This is a genomic window from Jatrophihabitans fulvus, from assembly GCF_054781375.1.
Genome location: NZ_BAAGUN010000001.1, coordinates 847,358 through 864,807 on the forward strand (window position 1 = coordinate 847,358; position 17,450 = coordinate 864,807).

A 17,450-nucleotide genomic window follows, 5' to 3' on the forward strand; every position below is an offset into this window, starting at 1 on the left:
CCGGCCGGACGGCCGCGGCACCGCAAACCGGTAACCTCCGGTCCCATGCCTTCGGAGTCGGCGCGCGACCAGTCGACACAGTCGATCGGCATCGACGCCTCCCCGCGGGAGATTCTCGCCGTCATCGCCGATTTCGCGAACTACCCGCAGTGGGCCGGTGCGGTGAAGTCGGCCACCGTGCTCGAGACGGGCGCGGACGGCCGGGCCCGGCGGGTCGCGTTCGTGCTGGACGCCGGCATCGTGCGCGACCAGTACGAGCTCGAGTACACCTGGACGGGCGACAGCCGCGTCGACTGGCACCTCACGAAGGGCCAGATGATGAAGGCCCAGCAGGGGTCCTACGTCGTCGAGGCCGGCGCGGCCGGCTCGACCGTCACCTACTCGCTGGCCGTCGAGCTGAACATCCCGATGCTGGGCGCCCTCAAGCGCAAGGCCGAACGCGTGGTCATGGACCAGGCCCTCAAGGAGCTCAAGAAGCGCGTCGAGTCGCTGCGGGTGGTGTGAGGGGTGGCCGGATGAGTCCGCGCATCCTGCTGTTCACCGGCAAGGGCGGCGTCGGCAAGACCACGGCGGCCGCGGCGTCGGCGCTGCGGCTGGCCGACCGCGGGCAGCGCACCCTGGTCGTCTCCACCGACACCGCCCACTCGCTGGGCGACGCCCTGGACGTCCGTCTCGGCGACGACCCCACCGAGGTCGCCGCCAACCTCTGGGCGGTGCAGGTCGACACCCAGGGCCGGTTCGAGGCCAGCTGGCGCGACGTGCAGACGTTCCTGATCGATCTGCTCGCCAAGGGCGGCGTCGACCCCATCAGCGCCGACGAGCTGACAGTGCTGCCCGGCCTCGACGAGGTGCTCGCGCTGCTGGCCGTCCGCGAGCTCGCCGTCGCCGGCGACTGGGACGTGCTGGTCGTCGACTGCGCCCCGACCGCCGAGACGCTGCGGCTGCTCGCGCTGCCCGAGGCGCTGGGCTGGTACCTCGACCGCGTCTTCCCGGCGCAGCGCAAGATCGCCCGCACGATGCGTCCGCTCGCGACCGTGCTCGGCAAGCGCGACGCGATCCCCCCGGACACGATCTTCGAGGCGCTGCTGCGGCTCGCGGACGAGTTGCAGGGCGTGCGGCAGTTGCTCGGCGACCCTGCGATCACGTCCGTCCGCCTGGTCCTGACGCCCGAGACCGTGGTGACGGCCGAGGCGCGGCGGACGTTCACCGCCCTCGCGCTGTACGGCTACTCCGTCGACCAGGTGATCGCCAACCGGGTCTTCCCGACCGACGGCGCCGACCCCTGGCGGGCGGCGTGGGCACGTTCGCAGCAGCGGCAACTGGTCGCCGTGCGGGAGAGCTTCGCCGGCCTGCCGGTGCGCGAACTGCCCTACCGGGACGCGGAACCCGTCGGCGAGGCGGCGCTGCGCGAGCTCGCCGAGGCGCTGTACGGGCCGTTGCCCGGCACCGACCCGGCGCCGCCGTCGGACAACTCGCGACTGCTGCACGTCGAGAGCACCGCGGACGGGTTCCGGCTCGAGCTGGCGCTGCCGCTCGCCGAACGCTCCGACGTCGAGGTCGCCCGCGCCGGCGACGACCTCATCGTCGGCATCGGCACCTACCGCCGCGTGCTGCACCTGCCCGCGGTGCTGCGGCGCTGCGAGGTCACCGGCGGCCACTACGACGGACGGGCGCTGAACGTGCGCTTCCGTCCCGACCCCGCCCGCTGGCCGTCCGGACGGCCGACCCCGTACGGCCGGCCGCCCACCTCCGGCTCCCGGCACCGGCGCGCCCGCCCCCGCCCGGGGGCGGGACGGTGACCGGCCCCGACCCGGCGCGCGACGCCCGTAGGGCGCTGGCGATCGTGCAGGACTGGGCGCAGCGCAACCTGCCCGCCCCGGCGTCCGGTCACGGTGGCCCGGAGTGTCAGTGGTGCCCGCTGTGCCAGCTCGCCAGCGCGCTGCGCGGCGAGAACCCCGAGATCGTCGCGGGTCTCGCGGACTCGCTCGGTGCGCTGGTCGCTGCCGCCCGGGACCTGCTCGAGTCGGCGAGCGGACGGGCCACCCCGCCGCCGCCCGCTCCCGAACCGCGGCGGCGCCCGTCGCCGTCCCGGGTGCACCGCATCGTGCTGGACGACGACCCGCCCGAGGAGGGCTCGTGAGCGCACTCGCCATCGGCGTCGACATCGGCGGGACCAAGGTCGCTGCCGGGGTGGTCGACGGCGAGGGACGCATCGTCGACCGCCACCGCGCCGACACCCCCAGCAAGGACGTCGCCGAGACCGAGCAGGTCATCGTGTCGGTGGTCAACACGCTGCTCGAGCGGCACGAGGGCGTCACGGCCGTGGGCATCGGCGCCGCGGGCTGGATCGCCAACGACCACGCCACCGTGCTGTTCTCGCCGCACCTCGCGTGGCGCAACGAACCGCTGCGCGAGTCGCTCGCCGGACGCATCCGGCTGCCCGTCGTCGTCGAGAACGACGCCAACGCCGCCGCGTGGGCCGAGTACCGCTTCGGCGCCGCCCGCGACGAGCCCGTCGTCGTCTGCGTCACGCTGGGGACGGGCATCGGCGGCGGCCTCGTCGCGCACGGTTCCGTCTACCGCGGCGCGTACGGCATCGCCTGCGAGTACGGGCACATGACCCTCGTGCCCGACGGACGGTTCTGCGCCTGCGGCAACCGGGGCTGCTGGGAGATGTACGCGTCCGGACGGGCCCTGGCCCGCGACGCGAAGGAGCTCGCCGCCGAGTCGCCGGTCGCCGCGGGCGGCATGGTCGAGCGGGCCGGGTCGATCGAGGCCATCACCGGTGAGGTCGTCACGGCGGCCGCCGCCGACGGCGACCCGGCCGCGCAGTCGATCTGCACCACCGTCGGACGCTGGCTGGGTCGCGGCCTGGCGAACCTCGCCGCGGTCATCGACCCGTCCGTGTTCGTCATCGGCGGCGGGGTCGTCGCGGCAGGGGAGCTGCTGCTGGCCCCGGCGCGCGAGGAGTTCGCGCACACTCTCACCGGCCGCGGTTTCCGCCCCTACGCGCGGGTGGCCGGGGCCGACCTCGGTCCCGAGGCGGGCCTCGTCGGTGCCGCGGATCTCGCCCGCCGGTACGCCCCCGAACTCGCCTGAGGCCGTCGGGCAGGATCACCGGAATGCCGTCCCTGCGTGTCGTCAGCGTCGTCGCGTCCGAGTTCCCCGACCTGCACGCGGTGGCACGCGCCGTCGAGGCGCAGGACGCCGACCTGGCCTGCGTGCACGGCGCGCCCGTCGGCCCCCGGTGGCGGTCGCGCTGTGCCGCGATCGCGCGGGAGGCGAACCTCGTCGTGGTCGCGGGCGGACGGACCGGCGCCGGCGCCCTGCTGCTGTCGGACCTCGGGGTCGACGTCGAGGCCTCCGACGGTGTCACGTTCTCCTCCGCCCTCGCGCCGCGACCGCGCGCGGGAGTGGCCGCGGCGCTGCGACGGCTGGGCGCGGCGTTCACCGTCGCGGCGGGCGACCCGGGACCGTCCGGAACAGAATTGCGTGACTTCGCGCAAAACCTCGTGCCCGACGGACGTCCGCTGATCGTGTTCCCGGCCGACGGCGCCGCCTCGGTCTGCGACGACTCGCTGGTCGTGTCCGCACGCGAGGCATTCGCCGGTGGTGTCCGGCTCGAGGTCGACCTGCCGGGGTGAGTTCGCCCGGTTCGTCGCGGTCTGTTCCACCGGTTCGTCTCACGGCCCGTAGGTCCCTGGCTTTCAAGATCACAGTCGCTTAATGTCCGCACAGCAACAGCTGTCTGGGAGGGCATGTGCGTCGAGCACGGGTGTGGGTCGCGGCTGCGACCGTCGCAACGGGAGTGGCCGGTACGACGGTGGCGGTGACCTCCGCGGCGGAGGCGGCGAGTGGCCCGGCGACGGTGCGCGGCGCGCACGCGTCGGTGCTCACCGCGAACCGCATCGCTCTCGCGTGGCAGCGTCCCGGGTCGTCCGTCGCGGCGGTCGAGGTGCGGGTGCGGCGCGGCAGCGCGCCGGCCCGGTCGCTCGCCCAGGGGTGGCGCGGCGGCCGGCTCGGGACGAGACGCCACTCGCTGACGGTGCGCACGCTGGCGCCGGCGACGCGCTACACGTTCTCGATCTTCTCGACCGACGGGCGGGGCCACGTCTCGGCTCCGGTGGTGGTGCGGGCGACGACGCTGACGGCGACGCCGCGCCTCCCGCGGGCCTACCAGTCGCGCGGCGGCATCACGCTGCGCTGGCACAACCCGTCCGCCGGTCTCGCGCGGGTCGCGGTGCGGGTCGCCAAGGGCGCTGCTGCGCCGTCGACCCTGAAGCAGGGTCGGCGGATCGCGGTGAAGGCGCCGCGGGTGCACGCGGCGCTGGTGCAGGGCCTTGCCCGCAACACCCGCTACTCGGCGTCGGTGTTCGCCGTCGACCGGTACGGACGCGCGGGCGCGCCCGCGGTGGTCCGGTTCACGACCCCGGCCGATGCCGGTCCGGCGAGGCAACCGGGCACGCTCACCGGCACGGTCGTCGACAGCAACGGCGACCCCCTCACGAACGCCGTCGTGTACGCGCTTGACCCCGAATCCGATTCGAGCGGCTCGGTCGCCCGCACCGATACGACAGGTACCTGGACGCTCGACCGCGCGCCGGGCAGCTGGGTCATCGTGGTCGACGGTGACCACGCCGCGGGCGGCAACTCCGACGCCACGGGCTACGTCGCCGACTTCACCGACCCGATCGCGGTCCGAGCCGGCCGGACGACGTCGGCGGGCAAACAGGTGCTCCGCGCGGGCGCGGAGATCAGCGGACGAATCGTCGACGCACACGGGCGCGGCGTCGACTACGCGACGGTGTATCCCGACGACGTGCCGGTGTACGTCGGCCTCAACGGCATCTCCTTCGACCTGTTCGTGGAGGGCGCCGGCAACTACACGCCCGACGGGCGCTGGACGGCCCGCGGCGTCGACCCGGAGCAGGTGTTCCGGATCTGCGCCTTCGCCTCGGCCGGCCGGGTCGACGGCGGCCTGCCCCGCGCGTACGGCACGTCGTGCTCCCGGCGCGCGACCGTGGTGGCGCCCACCACCTCCCGCACGCTGCCCGACCTCGTGTTGACTCCGGTGGCCACCGGGGGCGGGGTCACCGGAGTCCTGCGGCGGCCGGACGGCACTCCGGTGGGCGGCGCGGTCTACGTCAGCGCCCGCGGCGAAGCCGACGGCAACGGGTACGCCGTCGCCGGGCGGGACGGCCGTTTCACCATCAGCAACCTCCCGACGGCGAGCTACACGATCTGCGGATCACCGTCCGCACTGGCGCAACGCGCGAGCTGGGCGGGGTTCCGCCCGACGTGTGAGAAGCAGGCCGTCCGCGTCACGCGTGGGGCGGTGACCAGGGCGGGAGTGACGCTGGGACGCGGCGCGGCGGCGACCGGAACGGTGCGGGACGCCGACGGTCGCCCGGTCGCCGGCGTCGGGGTGACCGTGGCCGGAGGGGACAAGGGTTCGGATCTCGGGGACGGCGACACGCACACCACGGACGGTCACGGCCAGTGGGTCGTGAAGGGTCTTGCCCCGGGGCGGTACAAGGCGTGCTTCGACGGCACCGCTGTGCGCTCGCCGGCGACCGGCACGCGGCCCGGGTGCTGGAACCACGGTCGGACGTTCCCGATCTTCGCGGGGACCCGCCGCACCGGCATCGACGGCGGGGTGCGGGTGGGTGCCGCGGTGAGCGGGGTCGTGCGCGACGCGACCGGCCGTCCCGTGCCCGACGTGTACGTCGACGTCTACGGGCGCGCCGGTAGGGACGACGAGAGCAGCGCGTTCGCCGCTGTCGACGGCCAGGGCCGTTACACGGTGCGAGGGCTGGCGGCCGGGAGCGTGAAGGTGTGCGTCTCGTCGTTCGAGGACGACACGGTCTACGAGTGCGGCGCGGCAGTGACGGTGCGCCCGGGACGCACCGTCCGGTCGGACGTCCGGACGCCGGCGCCGAGCGGCATCTCGGTGACGGTGCAGGACGAGCAGGGCCTGCCGGTGGCGGCCGTCGACGCGGCGGCACTCCTGCGCTGCCAAGACGACGAGGAGGACGACTACTGTCCGAACGCGCCCACCCTCGAGGGCGATCCCGACGTCGACGTCGCCGGTTCGGTGATGACCGACGCCGACGGCACGGCGACGATCACGGGCCTGCGTCCGGGGCGCTACGCGCTCTGTCTCTACGCCTACTACGGGACGACGCCGGCCGGCGGATCCTCCACCGGGTACGCCGACTCGTGCGTCAGCCGGACGTTCGACGTCGTCGTGACCAAGGGACGGCTGACGTCGGCGACGATGACGCTCGCACAGGGCGGAGCGGTCTCCGGCACCGTGACCAGGTCGTCCGGCGGACCAGCTGCCGGCGTCCGCGTCGCGGTGAGCGGTTCGGCCGCCGACGACTACCCGCGTGCGGACTTCTTCGACGACGTCGATTTCGGCGGCCCGGGCCCGCGCGACTTCAGCGTCACCGCGGCCGACGGCACCTTCACCGTCATCGGTGTCCGGCCCGGGCAGCAGACGGTGTGCGCGCAGCAGAAGCCCGGCAGCGCCTACCTCGCACAGTGCATCGGTGGCGTGCCGGGCAAGGCGACCGGAGGCGATCCGGTCGCGGTGGTGGCAGGCCAGAACGTTGCCGGGATCCGGCTCACGATGCAGAAGGGCGCGTCGCTCGGCGGGCGCGTCTCGGTCGCCGGCCGGTACACGTCCCGCGCCGCGGTCATCCTCTTCGCCGGCCGCCGTCCCGACGTCGTGACCTACACCGAGCCCGGCAAGGACGGCCGCTGGGTCCTGCGCGGCCTCGCCGCGGGTTCGTACGCGGTGTGCGCCGGCGCGAACACCGCAGTGTGCTGGCGCAAGGCCGTGTGGTCGTCGCCGGCCGTGCCCCCGCCGCTGGCGAAGGCGACCCTGATCACGGTGGCCTCGGGTGACGCGCGCACCGGCATCGACTTCGCGTTGCCCCGCTGACATCTGCCGGCAGGCTGCGGACGCCGCCCAGGCGGCGTCCGTAGCCTGGGACGCATGCAGGGCACACGGCGCACGCTGACCGGCCTCGGGCTCGTCGTCGGGGGAGCGTTGCTCGGCATGCTCGCCCTCACGGCGCTGCCGTGGTTCCGCAGCGACTTCGGCGGCATCCTCACCAACGGCTCCGGCCCGTCCGCCCTGCGTTCCACGCTGGCGTACTACTCCGACCGCGAGGACCGGTTGGGCGGGTTCGTCGACGTCGGGGTGTCGAAGCCGTTCTTCGGCTGGCTCGGCATCCTCGTGCTCGCCGCGGCCGTGCTGGCGGCGGTGTTCGCCGCCGGGTCGGACGCCGGTGCCCGCGCGGGCCGGGTCGGCAGCTCCGTGTCCGCGGTCCTGGCCCTCGCCGGCGTGGTGCTCACCCTCAACGCCCTCTACCTGATCGGGTTCGACCCGTTGCGCGCTCCGAAGGCCGGTATCCGGCCGTCGACGCCGACCTACGGCGACTACCTGTCGTCGTCCGGAGTGGGGGCGTGGGCGATGGTGCTGGCCTTCCTGGCCATCGGCGTCGGCGCGCTGGTGGCGGCCGGCTCGCGGGAGCGGCTGCGCGAGCTGCTGTCCGATCGCGGCCCGGCCGACGACACGGACGAGCAGACCGCTGCGGACCCGGTCGGCGCCGAGCAGCCGTCCGCCCGCCGGGAGCGCGACGAGACCTGGTGATCAGACGGCCGCGCCGTCGTCGTCCTCGTCGCCGCGGGTGGTGCGCACGCGCGTGAGCAGGATGCCTCCGCCGGACAGCAGCCCGACGATGCCCAGGACGAACGCGACGTTGCCGGCCAGGCCCAGCTCGGCGCCGAAACCGAGCAGCACGATCGACACCGCCATGATCGTGATGGCCAGGATCGTCGCTCCGGCCAGTCGCGGCAGCGGGGGAGGCGGCGGCGGCACGTAGTGGTCGTCGTCGAGCCACTCGTCCTCGTCCGTCGCGGCGGGTTTCTCGAGGTTGGCGCGCCAGTCCTCGTCCTCGCGGGTGAGGTCACGCTCGGCGCGGCGGATCGCGACGTGCGTGTCGACGTGCCAGTCGGCGACGAGCGCCTCGAACTCGCGGTCGGTGTCGATGCCGGCCAGCGGGTCGGGCGCGGGTTCGGTGGGGGACGGCTGCTCGACGTCCGCCTCCAGCGCGCGGACGGCGGCGGCGACGATCGTCCGCGCGTCGACACGTTCCTCGGACGCGACGAACAACCGGCGGCGCTCCCCGGCCCCGTCGGCGCCCAGGTAGGCGGCGATGCGGGCCCGGCCGAGCGCCGTCAACAGGTGCCGGCCGACGGCCGGTTCCACGTCGGTCAGCGGGACGTACGTGGGCGCCTGCAGGCCGTTGTCCAGCCGTCCGGACGGGTCCGGACGGTCGTCGGGCCCCGGGTCGAGGGTGCTCACGTCGCGTCCGAGGGCACGTGCTCGCGGACGAACTCGACGCTGCCGGCGAAGATGCGTGGGGCGTCGTTGTCGAGCGTGGCGACGTGGTAGCTGTCCTCGAGCACCACCTCGCGCACCGTGGTGTTCACCGCCCCCGAGCGCAGCAACTCGATCGAGAGGTCGTCGACGACGTGGTCCTCGCGCGAGCGGTACACGAGCACCGGCGAGCTCAGCTGCCCCAGATCGGCGACGGTCACCTTCCACAGCTGCTGCAGCGAGCCGAACGCGACGACCGGGGTGCGGTCGGCGGCGGGCTCGGCGACGCCGGGCTTCTTGATGTCGCCGCCGATCGACGGACGCGAGCGGATGATCGGACCGATGATCGGCGCCAGCTTGGCGTCGAAGCGGCGGGTGCCGAAGGCCGGGTTCACGAGCACGACGCCCGCGACACCGTCCGGGTGCTGCTCGGCCAGCCGGGTGACGAGCGTGCCGCCCATCGACAGACCCATCGCGAAGACCGTGTCGCAGCGCTCGCGCAGCTCGCCGTAGGCGTCGTCGATCGCGGCGTACCACTGGGGCCACCGGGTGCGGTTGATGTCGCGCCACGTGCGGCCGTGGCCCGGCAGCAACGGCAGGCGGACGGAGAAACCGGCGTCGGCGAGGTGCTGCGCCCACGGACGCATGCTGGCCGGGGTGCCGGTGAAACCGTGGCTGACCACGACTCCGATGCGGCCCCCGTCGACCGAGAACGGCGCCGCGTCCTCGGCGGGCGGCGCGGTCGTCCCTGACATGCGTCCATGATGCATCCCGGGCTCTGTGGTGCGGGAGTGGCCCGCGGCCGTTGCGGGCGACTAATCTGCCTGCTCAGGGCAGCCGCGCGAGACCGGGGAGCACGACATGGGGTTCTGGCTGGCCAAGTTCATCTTCCTGGGCCCGCTGCTGCGGCTGATCTGGCGGCCGTGGATCGAGGGACGCGAGAACATCCCGGACGACCGTCCGGCCATCCTGGCGAGCAACCACCTGTCGTTCTGCGACTCGTTCTTCATGCCGTTGCTCATGCCGCGCAAGGTGACGTTCCTGGCCAAGGCCGAGTACTTCACGACGCCCGGCCTGAAAGGGTTCTTCTCCCGGATGTTCTTCTCCGGCGTCGGCCAGGTGCCGATCGACCGCGACGACAAGGACGCCGCGCGGGCCGCCCTCACGACCGGGGTGCGGGTGCTGCGGGGCGGCAACCTGCTGGGCATCTACCCCGAGGGCACCCGATCGCCCGACGGCCGGCTGTACCGCGGCAAGACCGGTGTCGCCCGCATGGCGCTCGAGTCGGGCGCCGTCGTCATCCCGTGCGCCATGGTGAACACCGAGATCATCCAGCCGACCGGCCGCAAGATCCCCAAGCTGCGGCCCCGTCCGGGGGTCCGGGTGGGCAAGCCGCTCGACTTCTCGCGCTACGAGGGCATGGCCGGCGACCGCTTCGTCGAACGCTCGATGACCGACGAGATCATGTACGAGCTGATGCAGCTGTCGGGTCAGGAGTACGTCGACCGCTACGCGGCGGACGTGAAGAAGGCGCAGGGGGCCGACATCGCGTTCGGCGCACGCACCCGCGAGCTGGGTGACCGCATGCCGGACACGCGCGCTTCGTGAGGTACTTCTACGACTGCGAGTTCATCGAGGACGGCACGACCATCGAGCTGGTCTCGATCGGTGTCGTCGCCGAGGACGGTCGCGAGTTCTACGCCGTCTCGACCGAGTTCGACCCGTCGCGGGCCATCGACTGGGTGCGCCGCAACGTGCTGGACAAGCTCCCCGGCCCTGCGGACAAGGCGTGGCGTTCGCGCGAGCGCATCCGCGAGGACCTGCTCGCCTTCTTCTCCGAGAACGGCGGGAGCGTCGAGCTCTGGGCGTGGATGTCGGCCTACGACCACGTGGTGCTGTGCCAGCTCTGGGGTGACATGCGGGCGTTGCCGCGGCTGATCCCGCGGTTCACCCACGAGCTGCGCCAACGGTGGGAGGACGCCGGCTCGCCGCCGCTGCCGGCCGCACCCCCCGACCAGCACGACGCGCTCGCCGACGCCCGCCACAACCTGGCCCGGTGGCGCGCACTCGAGGACGCCCACTAGCGTTTTCGCTCATGAGGGTTGGCGTACTGACCGGCGGAGGCGACTGTCCCGGACTGAACGCGGTGATCCGCGCCGTCGTCCGCAAGGGTGCCGGGGTCCACGGCCACGAGTTCGTCGGCTTCCGCGACGGGTGGCGCGGCCCGCTCGAGAACCTGACCCGGCCACTCGGCATCCCGGACGTCCGCGGCATCCTGCCGCGCGGCGGCACCATCCTCGGCTCGTCGCGCACCAACCCGTTCGCCGTCGACGACGGCGTCAGCCGGGTGGTCGAGAACCTGCACACCCTCGGCATCGAGGCGCTGATCGCGATCGGCGGCGAGGACACGCTCGGTGTCGCGACCAAGCTGCACGACAGCGGCGTCAACGTCGTCGGCGTCCCCAAGACGATCGACAACGACCTCAACGCTACCGACTACACGTTCGGCTTCGACACCGCGGTGAACATCGCCATGGAGGCGATCGACCGGCTGCACACCACCGCCGAGTCGCACCACCGCGCCCTCATCGTCGAGGTGATGGGCCGCCACGCCGGCTGGATCGCGCTGCACGCCGGCCTGGCCGGTGGCGCCAACGTGATCCTGCTGCCCGAGTTCCCGTTCAACCTCGAGCGCGTCTGCGCCTACGTCGAGAGCCGCTTCCAGGCGCACTACGCGCCGATCATCGTCGTCGCCGAGGGCGCGACGCCCGACGGCGGCGAGAACGCCGTCCTCGAGAAGGGTCTCGACGCGTTCGGACACGTCCGGCTCGGCGGCATCGGCGAGTGGCTGGCCAACGAGATCGAGCAGCGGACGGGCAAGGAGGCCCGCACCACGGTGCTCGGCCACATCCAGCGCGGCGGCACCCCGACCGCCTTCGACCGCGTGCTGGCCACCCGGTTCGGGCTGCACGCCATCGACGCCGTCACCGACGGCGACTACGGCACGATGGTCGCCCTGCGCGGCACCGACATCGTGCGGGTGCCGCTCGCCGACGCGACCACGCAGCTCAAGACCGTCCCGCCGTCGTTCTACGCCGAGTCCGAGGTGTTCTTCGGCTGATCGCGGCCTACTCTGCAGCGGTGATCATCCGCCGGGGCGCCGTGCCGGTAGCCGCGCTGCTGGTGACCGCGCTGCTGGTGACCGGCTGCACGGCGACGGTCGACGGCACCGGGCGGACGGGCTCCCGCGTCGTCACGAGCGGCGTCCCCGTGCCCTGCGGGTCGACGGGTGCGAGCCGGGCACCCGCGTGCGTCCCGTCGCCGTCGCCCAGCTCGTCGCGATCCCTGTTGGCGGCGCGGTGGGCGCAGTTCGTCCGCGACGTCTACGACACCGCGCTGGGCGATCCGGCCGTGCTCAACGTCTGCAAGGTCGTGCTGTCGGCCGACGTCGCGAGGTACGGCGTCGCGCTCGAGCGGCCCGCGGACACCCTCGCCGCCTCGTGCTCGCTCGAGCTGAAGGGCAGCGGCGTGACGGACGACCCGTCGATGGTCGTCAGCGTGCTGCGCAGCGGTCCCGACACGTCCCCGACGCCGCGGCGCACCACCGTCTCGGGACAGACCGTCTACGCCTTCCCCTACCAGCGCGACGGCGCGTGCGTCCGCTCGTTGGTCTCGCGCAGCGGCGGCACCACGACGACCGTCTCGGTGCGGCTCTACGGCACCCTGCGCGGCGGACGGGCGACCTCGTGCGGCGTCAGCGACGCGGTGATCGCCCCGTTCGCCGCCCTCGCGGCGGGGGAGGGCGCCCCGCCGGCGCTGCCCACGGGTCCGTCGTCGCTGCTCTCGCTCGACGCGTGCAAGGTCGCGTCCGCCGCGGGTTTCGGGGCGTCGACGCTCGCCGCCGGCGCCACCGCCCGTCCCACCGACTACGACACCTCGTGCTCGTACAGCGACCGCGCCTCGCTGTTCGTGTCCGCCGGTGTGCTGCGCGACCCGTCCGCGACGCCGGAGGGCAGGGCGGTCACCGTGGCCGGCCACCGGCTCTACGACACCAGCACGACGGACGGCACCTGCAAGTACACGTCGAAGCAGGCCGGGGGCGAGACCCTCGAGGTCTACTACTCCGGCGCGCGCGACGCCACGGCCGCCCAGTGCCGCCAGGCGGCCGGGCTGCTGGGGCGGTACCTGGACGTCCTGGGTCTGCGGTGACACGTCGCCGGCACGCGGCTAATACCCTGTACCCGTGAGCATCAGCGACGCGCCGTCCCGCCCCGACGAGGTCGCGGAGGACCTCGACGCGTGGCGCGCACTGCCCGCCGCGCAGCAGCCGACGTGGCCCGACGAGACCGTGATGCGCGAGGTCGCGCTGCAGCTGGCGGGCATGCCGCCGCTCGTGGTGGCCTCCGAGGTCGACCAGCTGCGTGAGCGCCTGGCGATGGTGGCCCGCGGTGAGGCGTTCCTGCTGCAGGGCGGCGACTGCGCCGAGACGTTCGTGACCAGCTCGCAGCGCGACATCGCCGGCAAGGTGCGCGTGCTGCTGCAGATGGCGGTCGTGCTGACCTACGGCGCGTCGATGCCGGTCGTGAAGCTGGGCCGCATCGCCGGGCAGTACGCCAAGCCGCGCTCGTCCGACATCGACGCGACGGGACAGCTGTCGTACCGCGGCGACATGGTCAACGAGCTGCACGGCGAGCGCACCCCCGACCCGCGGCGGCTGCTGAAGGCCTACTCGACCGCCGCTTCGACGCTGAACCTGCTGCGCGCCTACGCCGGGGGCGGCCTGGCCTCGCTCGACCGCGTCCACGCCTGGAACACGGCGTTCGCGCGCACCACCCACACCGGCAGCCGCTACGAGAAGCTGGCCGCCGAGATCGACCAGGCCGTCCGCTTCATGCGCGCCTGCGGTGTGCACGACTCCGCGCTCGAGGGCGTCGAGCTGTACGCGTCCCACGAGGCACTCATCCTCGAGTACGAGCGGGCCCTGACCCGGGTCGAGGACGGCCGGGCGTACGACCTGTCCGGACACTTCGTGTGGGTCGGCGAGCGCACCCGTCAGCTCGACGGCGCGCACCTCGACTACGTCTCGCGCATCGCCAACCCGATCGGCGTGAAGCTGGGGCCGACGACCACGCCCGAGTTCGCCGCCGAGCTGGTCGAGCGGCTCGACCCCCACAACGAGCCCGGCCGGCTCACGCTCATCAGCCGCATGTCGAACGCGAAGGTGCGCGATACCCTGCCCGCGATCGTCGAGAAGGTGACCTCCACCGGCCACCAGGTCGTGTGGCACTGCGACCCGATGCACGGCAACACCGAGGAGACCGCCGACGGCGTGAAGACGCGCCACCTCGACCGCATCATCGACGAGGTCGACGGGTTCTTCGACGTGCACGCCGAGCTGGGCACCCATCCCGGCGGCCTGCACGTCGAGCTCACCGGTGACGACGTCACCGAGTGCATCGGAGGCACCGCCGAGCTGACCGCGGGCGACCTCGGCCGCCGGTACGAGACGGCGTGCGACCCGCGGCTGAACATCGAGCAGTCGCTCGAGCTCGCGTTCCGCGTGGCCGAGCGCCTGGTCGCCGAACGGCGTTCGCGGCCCGCGCAGTGACCGTCGACCTCCGCTCCGACACCGTCACCCGCCCGACCGCGGCCATGCGCCGCGCGATGGCCGACGCCGAGGTCGGCGACGACGTCTACGGCGAGGACCCCACCGTCAACGCACTCGAGGCGCGGGTCGCCGAGCTGCTCGGCAAGGAGGCAGGGCTGTTCGTCGCGTCCGGCTCGCTGGGCAACCAGCTCGGCCTGCGACTGCACGCCGGCCCGGGCCAGGAGATCGTCTGCGACAGCACCGCCCACATCGCGCGTGCCGAGCTGGGCGCCGCCGCGGCGATCAGCGGCATCACCTTCCGCACGTGGCCGGCGGTGAACGGACGGCTGCGCGCCGACGACGTCGCCGGCCTCATCGCGCCCAACGCCGGCCCGTACCTGGTGTCGACGACGGCGATCGCGGTCGAGAACACGCACAACTTCGGCGGCGGCACCGTGCAGTCGCCGGACGAGGTCGCCGCGGTGGCGAAGCTCGCGGCCGACCACGGGCTGGGGTTGCACCTCGACGGCGCCCGCCTCTGGAACGCGCACGTCGCCACCGGCACCGCGTTGGACGAGCTCGCGCAGCCCTTCGCCACCGTGTCGGTGTGCCTGTCGAAGGGGCTCGGCGCACCGGTCGGCTCGGTGCTCGTGGCATCCGCGGACGCCGTGGCCGAGGCGCGGGTCTGGCGCAAGCGGCTGGGCGGCGGCATGCGGCAGGCGGGCATCCTCGCCGCCGCCGCGCACCACGCCCTCGACCACCACGTCGCCCGGCTGGCCGACGACCACGCCCGCGCCACCCGCCTCGCCGAGGCGCTCGGCGTGCCGCGTCCCGACACCAACATCGTGGTGCTGAACGTGCCCGACGCCGCCGGCGTCGCCCGGACTGCCGCCGAGCAGGGTGTGCTCGTGTCGGCGCTGGGTCCGCGGTTCCTGCGGCTCGTCACCCACCTCGACGTCGACGACGCCGCGGTCGAGCAGGCGATTCGGGTGCTGGCACCCCTCGCCGCCGCCTGACGTCGTTGGCAGACTCCGGGGGGTGAGCAGCTACCCGCCCGCCCCGCCGCCCTACTCGGGACCGCCCGCGCCCTCCGGAAAGCAGAAGCTGCGCGGCCGCATCCCGCTTCGACTCGCCGCGATCTTCGGCGTCATCGGTCTCGGCCTGGTGATCGGCGGCATCATCGCCCTGATCAACTCGCCGCTGGCCAAGATCGGCGACTTCGAGCGCGTCCGCATCGGTTCCGAGCAGACCGTCCGGTTCGACCGCACCGGCGGCTACACCGGCTACTTCGAGACGCCCACGGGCAGCGACGGACGGGCGAACGTCCGCCTCGCGATCGTCGACTCGTCGGGCGCCGAGGTACCCGTCAAGCTCTACGGCCGCGACGGCAGCAGCACCTCGAGCCTGAAGTACAACGACATCGACGGTTACAACGGCGAGGCGCTGTTCACGTTCTCGATCCCGGAGTCCGGCCAGTACCGCGTCGCCACGGAGAGCTCCGACGCGCCGTCCGGCTCGCGCATGGCGTTCGGCGAGTCGATCGCCAACGGTCTCGTGCTGGGCGTCGTGCTGATCGTCCCCGGCGCGCTGCTGCTCATCGCCGCGATCATCCTGCTCATCGTGGGTCTCGTTCGCCGCAGCGGACACAAACGCGAACTTCGCCAGTACGGCGGTGGATACGGGCAGCCGGGTCACCCGCCGGCGTACGGCCCGCCGCAGTGACGGGTCCGGCCCCGCGAACGAGACTGCGCGGACGGGTTGCGCTGCGCGTCGCCGCGCTGCTCGGCGTCCTCGGTGTCGCGCTCTGCGTAATCGGCGTGGTGCTCGTCGTCAACGCGCCCCTGCTCAACACCGGTGACTTCGCGCGCATCAGCGCAAACGGCGCACCGCAGACCGTCCGCCTCGACCGTGGCGACTACATCGCCTACCTCGAGACCCCCGTCGACGGTCGTCACGACGCCGACCTCGGGGCGCTGGCCGTCGACGGGCCGGGCGGCCCGGTCGACGCGACGCGGTACGACGGCACGCTCACCTACGCGATCGACGGACGCAACGGAGACGCCCAGTACACCTTCACCATCGAGCGCAGCGGCGACTACGACATCGCGATCCGGGCGGACAACGCGCCGCCGGGCACCACCATGTCGTTCGGGCAGAACGTCGACGAGGGCATCATCGCCGGGGTCCTCACCTTCGCGCCCGGGCTGGTGCTGGTGTTCGGCGCCGTCGCGCTGCTGGTCGTCGGGCTCGTCCGCCGGTCACGGCACAAGCGCGAGCTCGCGTCCGCCTACCGCGGCGGCGGCAACGGCTACTTCAGCGGACCGCCGCAGCCGGGCTACGGGGCCCCGCCGCCCGGCTCCGGCTCGCCCCGCTGAGCGGCCGGCGCCGCCTCGTCCGCGTGGATCCTCAGCGGGCGAGGTGCGCGGCGCTGGTGCGGCCCAGCAGCGGCGGGATCGTCGCCACCGCCTGCGCGAGCTCCTGCAGCGAGTCGCCGACGAGGGCCTGCGCGCCGTCGCACAGGGCCGACTCGGGGTGCGGGTGCACGTCGACCATCACCCCGTCCGCACCGGCGGCGATACCGGCGCGGGCGAGCGGCACGACGAGGTCACGGCGCCCGGCGGCGTGCGAGGGGTCGACGATGACCGGCAGGTGCGACAACCGCTGCACCATGGGCACGGCCGACACGTCGAGCATGTTGCGGATCGCCGGTTCGAACGAGCGGACGCCCCGCTCGCACAGCACGATGTCGAGGTTGCCGCGCTGGGCGATGTACTCCGCCGCCATCAGCCACTCCTCGTAGGTGGCGGTGAGGCCCCGCTTGAGCATCACCGGACGGCCCGCCCGCCCGACGGCCTGCAGCAGGCCGAAGTTCTGCATGTTGCGCGTGCCGATCTGCAGCATGTCGGCGTGCTCGGCCACGACGTCGACGTCGGCGGCATCGACCACCTCGGTCACGATCGGCAGGCCGACCTCGTCGCGGATCTCCGCGAGGATGCGCAGCCCCGCCTCACCCAGCCCCTGGAAGGCGTAGGGACTGGTGCGCGGCTTGTACGCGCCGCCGCGCAGCAGAGTCGCGCCCGCCTGCTGCGCCATGCGCGCCGACTCGAGCGTCTGCTCCGGCGTCTCGACCGCGCACGGGCCGGCGATGAGCGTGAACGTGTCGGGCCCGATCGGCACCCCGCCGACGCGGATCGTCGTGCGCTTCGTGCCCTCGCCGGAGTTCTGTGAGTTCTGCGCGGACACCAGCTTGTACGGCGCGGTGATGCGCATCGTCTCGACGACGCCCGGCAGGCCGCCGGCGTCCAAGGTCTCGAGCACGTCCTCGGTGCCGACGACCCCGACGATCGTGCGCATCACGCCGCGGCTGACGAACGCCTGCCCGCCGTGGGTCTCGATGTGGGTGACGACGCCGTCGACGTCCGTGTCCGATGCGCCGGGAGCCATGACGATGACCATGGCGGGAAGCCTACTGAG

General features: G+C 73.3%; 18 protein-coding genes. 15 read left to right on the plus strand and 3 right to left on the minus strand.

Going from position 1 to position 17,450, the window contains the following annotated elements:
* Positions 1-45 precede the first annotated feature (45 nt).
* From ACYVP9_RS04125 to ACYVP9_RS04155, 7 genes are all read left to right on the plus strand, one after another.
* Positions 46-504: an SRPBCC family protein gene (locus ACYVP9_RS04125; RefSeq protein ID WP_460603426.1), complete on the plus strand. Its 459-nt coding sequence runs from the start codon at positions 46-48 to the stop codon at positions 502-504.
* 11 nt (positions 505-515) lie between these two features.
* Positions 516-1,799 carry an ArsA family ATPase gene (locus tag ACYVP9_RS04130; RefSeq protein ID WP_460603427.1) on the plus strand — a complete coding sequence of 428 codons (1,284 nt, stop codon included), beginning with the start codon at positions 516-518 and terminating at the stop codon, positions 1,797-1,799.
* Positions 1,796-2,140: a hypothetical protein gene (locus tag ACYVP9_RS04135; RefSeq protein ID WP_460603428.1), complete on the plus strand. Its 345-nt coding sequence runs from the start codon at positions 1,796-1,798 to the stop codon at positions 2,138-2,140. Before ACYVP9_RS04130 ends, ACYVP9_RS04135 begins: the two co-directional genes overlap by 4 nt.
* Positions 2,137-3,099, plus strand: coding sequence for an ROK family glucokinase (locus ACYVP9_RS04140; protein WP_460603429.1), 963 nt, complete (start codon positions 2,137-2,139; stop codon positions 3,097-3,099). Before ACYVP9_RS04135 ends, ACYVP9_RS04140 begins: the two co-directional genes overlap by 4 nt.
* Before the next feature lie 23 nt (positions 3,100-3,122).
* Positions 3,123-3,644, plus strand: coding sequence for a hypothetical protein (locus ACYVP9_RS04145; RefSeq protein WP_460603430.1), 522 nt, complete (start codon positions 3,123-3,125; stop codon positions 3,642-3,644).
* Positions 3,645-3,829: 185 nt separating this feature from the next.
* Positions 3,830-6,946, plus strand: coding sequence for a fibronectin type III domain-containing protein (locus ACYVP9_RS04150; protein WP_460603431.1), 3,117 nt, complete (start codon positions 3,830-3,832; stop codon positions 6,944-6,946).
* A gap of 54 nt (positions 6,947-7,000) precedes the next feature.
* Positions 7,001-7,660, plus strand: coding sequence for a hypothetical protein (locus tag ACYVP9_RS04155; RefSeq protein ID WP_460603432.1), 660 nt, complete (start codon positions 7,001-7,003; stop codon positions 7,658-7,660).
* On the opposite strand, the gene ACYVP9_RS04160 is transcribed toward ACYVP9_RS04155, so the two are convergent.
* Together ACYVP9_RS04160 and ACYVP9_RS04165 are read right to left on the minus strand one after the other, a co-directional pair.
* A complete protein-coding gene (locus tag ACYVP9_RS04160; protein ID WP_460603433.1) occupies positions 7,661-8,374 on the minus strand; it encodes a hypothetical protein in 714 nt (237 codons plus the stop codon).
* Positions 8,371-9,144: an alpha/beta hydrolase gene (locus ACYVP9_RS04165; protein ID WP_460603434.1), complete on the minus strand. Its 774-nt coding sequence runs from the start codon at positions 9,142-9,144 to the stop codon at positions 8,371-8,373. The genes ACYVP9_RS04160 and ACYVP9_RS04165 overlap by 4 nt, the downstream gene beginning before the upstream one ends.
* Positions 9,145-9,250: 106 nt before the next feature.
* Between ACYVP9_RS04165 and ACYVP9_RS04170 the strand changes: the two genes are divergently transcribed.
* Genes ACYVP9_RS04170 through ACYVP9_RS04205 form a run of 8 tightly spaced genes read left to right on the plus strand, consistent with a single transcriptional unit; the run spans position 9,251 to position 16,351 of the window.
* Positions 9,251-9,997 carry a lysophospholipid acyltransferase family protein gene (locus ACYVP9_RS04170; RefSeq protein WP_460603435.1) on the plus strand — a complete coding sequence of 249 codons (747 nt, stop codon included), beginning with the start codon at positions 9,251-9,253 and terminating at the stop codon, positions 9,995-9,997.
* The gene (locus tag ACYVP9_RS04175; RefSeq protein ID WP_460603436.1) at positions 9,994-10,473 is read left to right on the plus strand and encodes a polyadenylate-specific 3'-exoribonuclease AS; all 480 of its coding nucleotides are present in this window, start codon (positions 9,994-9,996) and stop codon (positions 10,471-10,473) included. Before ACYVP9_RS04170 ends, ACYVP9_RS04175 begins: the two co-directional genes overlap by 4 nt.
* 11 nt (positions 10,474-10,484) lie before the next feature.
* Positions 10,485-11,510 carry a 6-phosphofructokinase gene (locus ACYVP9_RS04180; RefSeq protein ID WP_460603437.1) on the plus strand — a complete coding sequence of 342 codons (1,026 nt, stop codon included), beginning with the start codon at positions 10,485-10,487 and terminating at the stop codon, positions 11,508-11,510.
* 20 nt (positions 11,511-11,530) lie between these two features.
* The gene (locus tag ACYVP9_RS04185; RefSeq protein ID WP_460603438.1) at positions 11,531-12,598 is read left to right on the plus strand and encodes a hypothetical protein; all 1,068 of its coding nucleotides are present in this window, start codon (positions 11,531-11,533) and stop codon (positions 12,596-12,598) included.
* A gap of 34 nt (positions 12,599-12,632) precedes the next feature.
* Positions 12,633-13,997, plus strand: a complete 1,365-nt coding sequence (locus ACYVP9_RS04190; protein WP_460603439.1) for a 3-deoxy-7-phosphoheptulonate synthase class II — start codon at positions 12,633-12,635, stop codon at positions 13,995-13,997.
* Positions 13,994-14,992, plus strand: a complete 999-nt coding sequence (locus tag ACYVP9_RS04195; RefSeq protein WP_460603440.1) for a threonine aldolase family protein — start codon at positions 13,994-13,996, stop codon at positions 14,990-14,992. Before ACYVP9_RS04190 ends, ACYVP9_RS04195 begins: the two co-directional genes overlap by 4 nt.
* Before the next feature lie 22 nt (positions 14,993-15,014).
* Positions 15,015-15,698, plus strand: coding sequence for a hypothetical protein (locus ACYVP9_RS04200; protein WP_460603441.1), 684 nt, complete (start codon positions 15,015-15,017; stop codon positions 15,696-15,698).
* Positions 15,695-16,351, plus strand: coding sequence for a hypothetical protein (locus ACYVP9_RS04205; RefSeq protein WP_460603442.1), 657 nt, complete (start codon positions 15,695-15,697; stop codon positions 16,349-16,351). The genes ACYVP9_RS04200 and ACYVP9_RS04205 overlap by 4 nt, the downstream gene beginning before the upstream one ends.
* Before the next feature lie 31 nt (positions 16,352-16,382).
* On the opposite strand, the gene aroF is transcribed toward ACYVP9_RS04205, so the two are convergent.
* Complete coding sequence (gene aroF, locus ACYVP9_RS04210; protein ID WP_460603443.1) at positions 16,383-17,432, minus strand: 3-deoxy-7-phosphoheptulonate synthase; 1,050 nt, start codon at positions 17,430-17,432, stop codon at positions 16,383-16,385.
* Positions 17,433-17,450 lie beyond the last annotated feature (18 nt).

Coding starts and splice junctions, on each gene's coding strand:
- ACYVP9_RS04125 (WP_460603426.1), top strand. CDS start 46: ATGCCTTCGGAGTCGGCGCGCGACCAGTCGACACAGTCGATCGGCATC.
- ACYVP9_RS04165 (WP_460603434.1), bottom strand. CDS start 9,144: ATGTCAGGGACGACCGCGCCGCCCGCCGAGGACGCGGCGCCGTTCTCG.
- ACYVP9_RS04130 (WP_460603427.1), top strand. CDS start 516: ATGAGTCCGCGCATCCTGCTGTTCACCGGCAAGGGCGGCGTCGGCAAG.
- ACYVP9_RS04180 (WP_460603437.1), top strand. CDS start 10,485: ATGAGGGTTGGCGTACTGACCGGCGGAGGCGACTGTCCCGGACTGAAC.
- ACYVP9_RS04145 (WP_460603430.1), top strand. CDS start 3,123: ATGCCGTCCCTGCGTGTCGTCAGCGTCGTCGCGTCCGAGTTCCCCGAC.
- aroF (WP_460603443.1), bottom strand. CDS start 17,432: ATGGTCATCGTCATGGCTCCCGGCGCATCGGACACGGACGTCGACGGC.
- ACYVP9_RS04155 (WP_460603432.1), top strand. CDS start 7,001: ATGCAGGGCACACGGCGCACGCTGACCGGCCTCGGGCTCGTCGTCGGG.
- ACYVP9_RS04170 (WP_460603435.1), top strand. CDS start 9,251: ATGGGGTTCTGGCTGGCCAAGTTCATCTTCCTGGGCCCGCTGCTGCGG.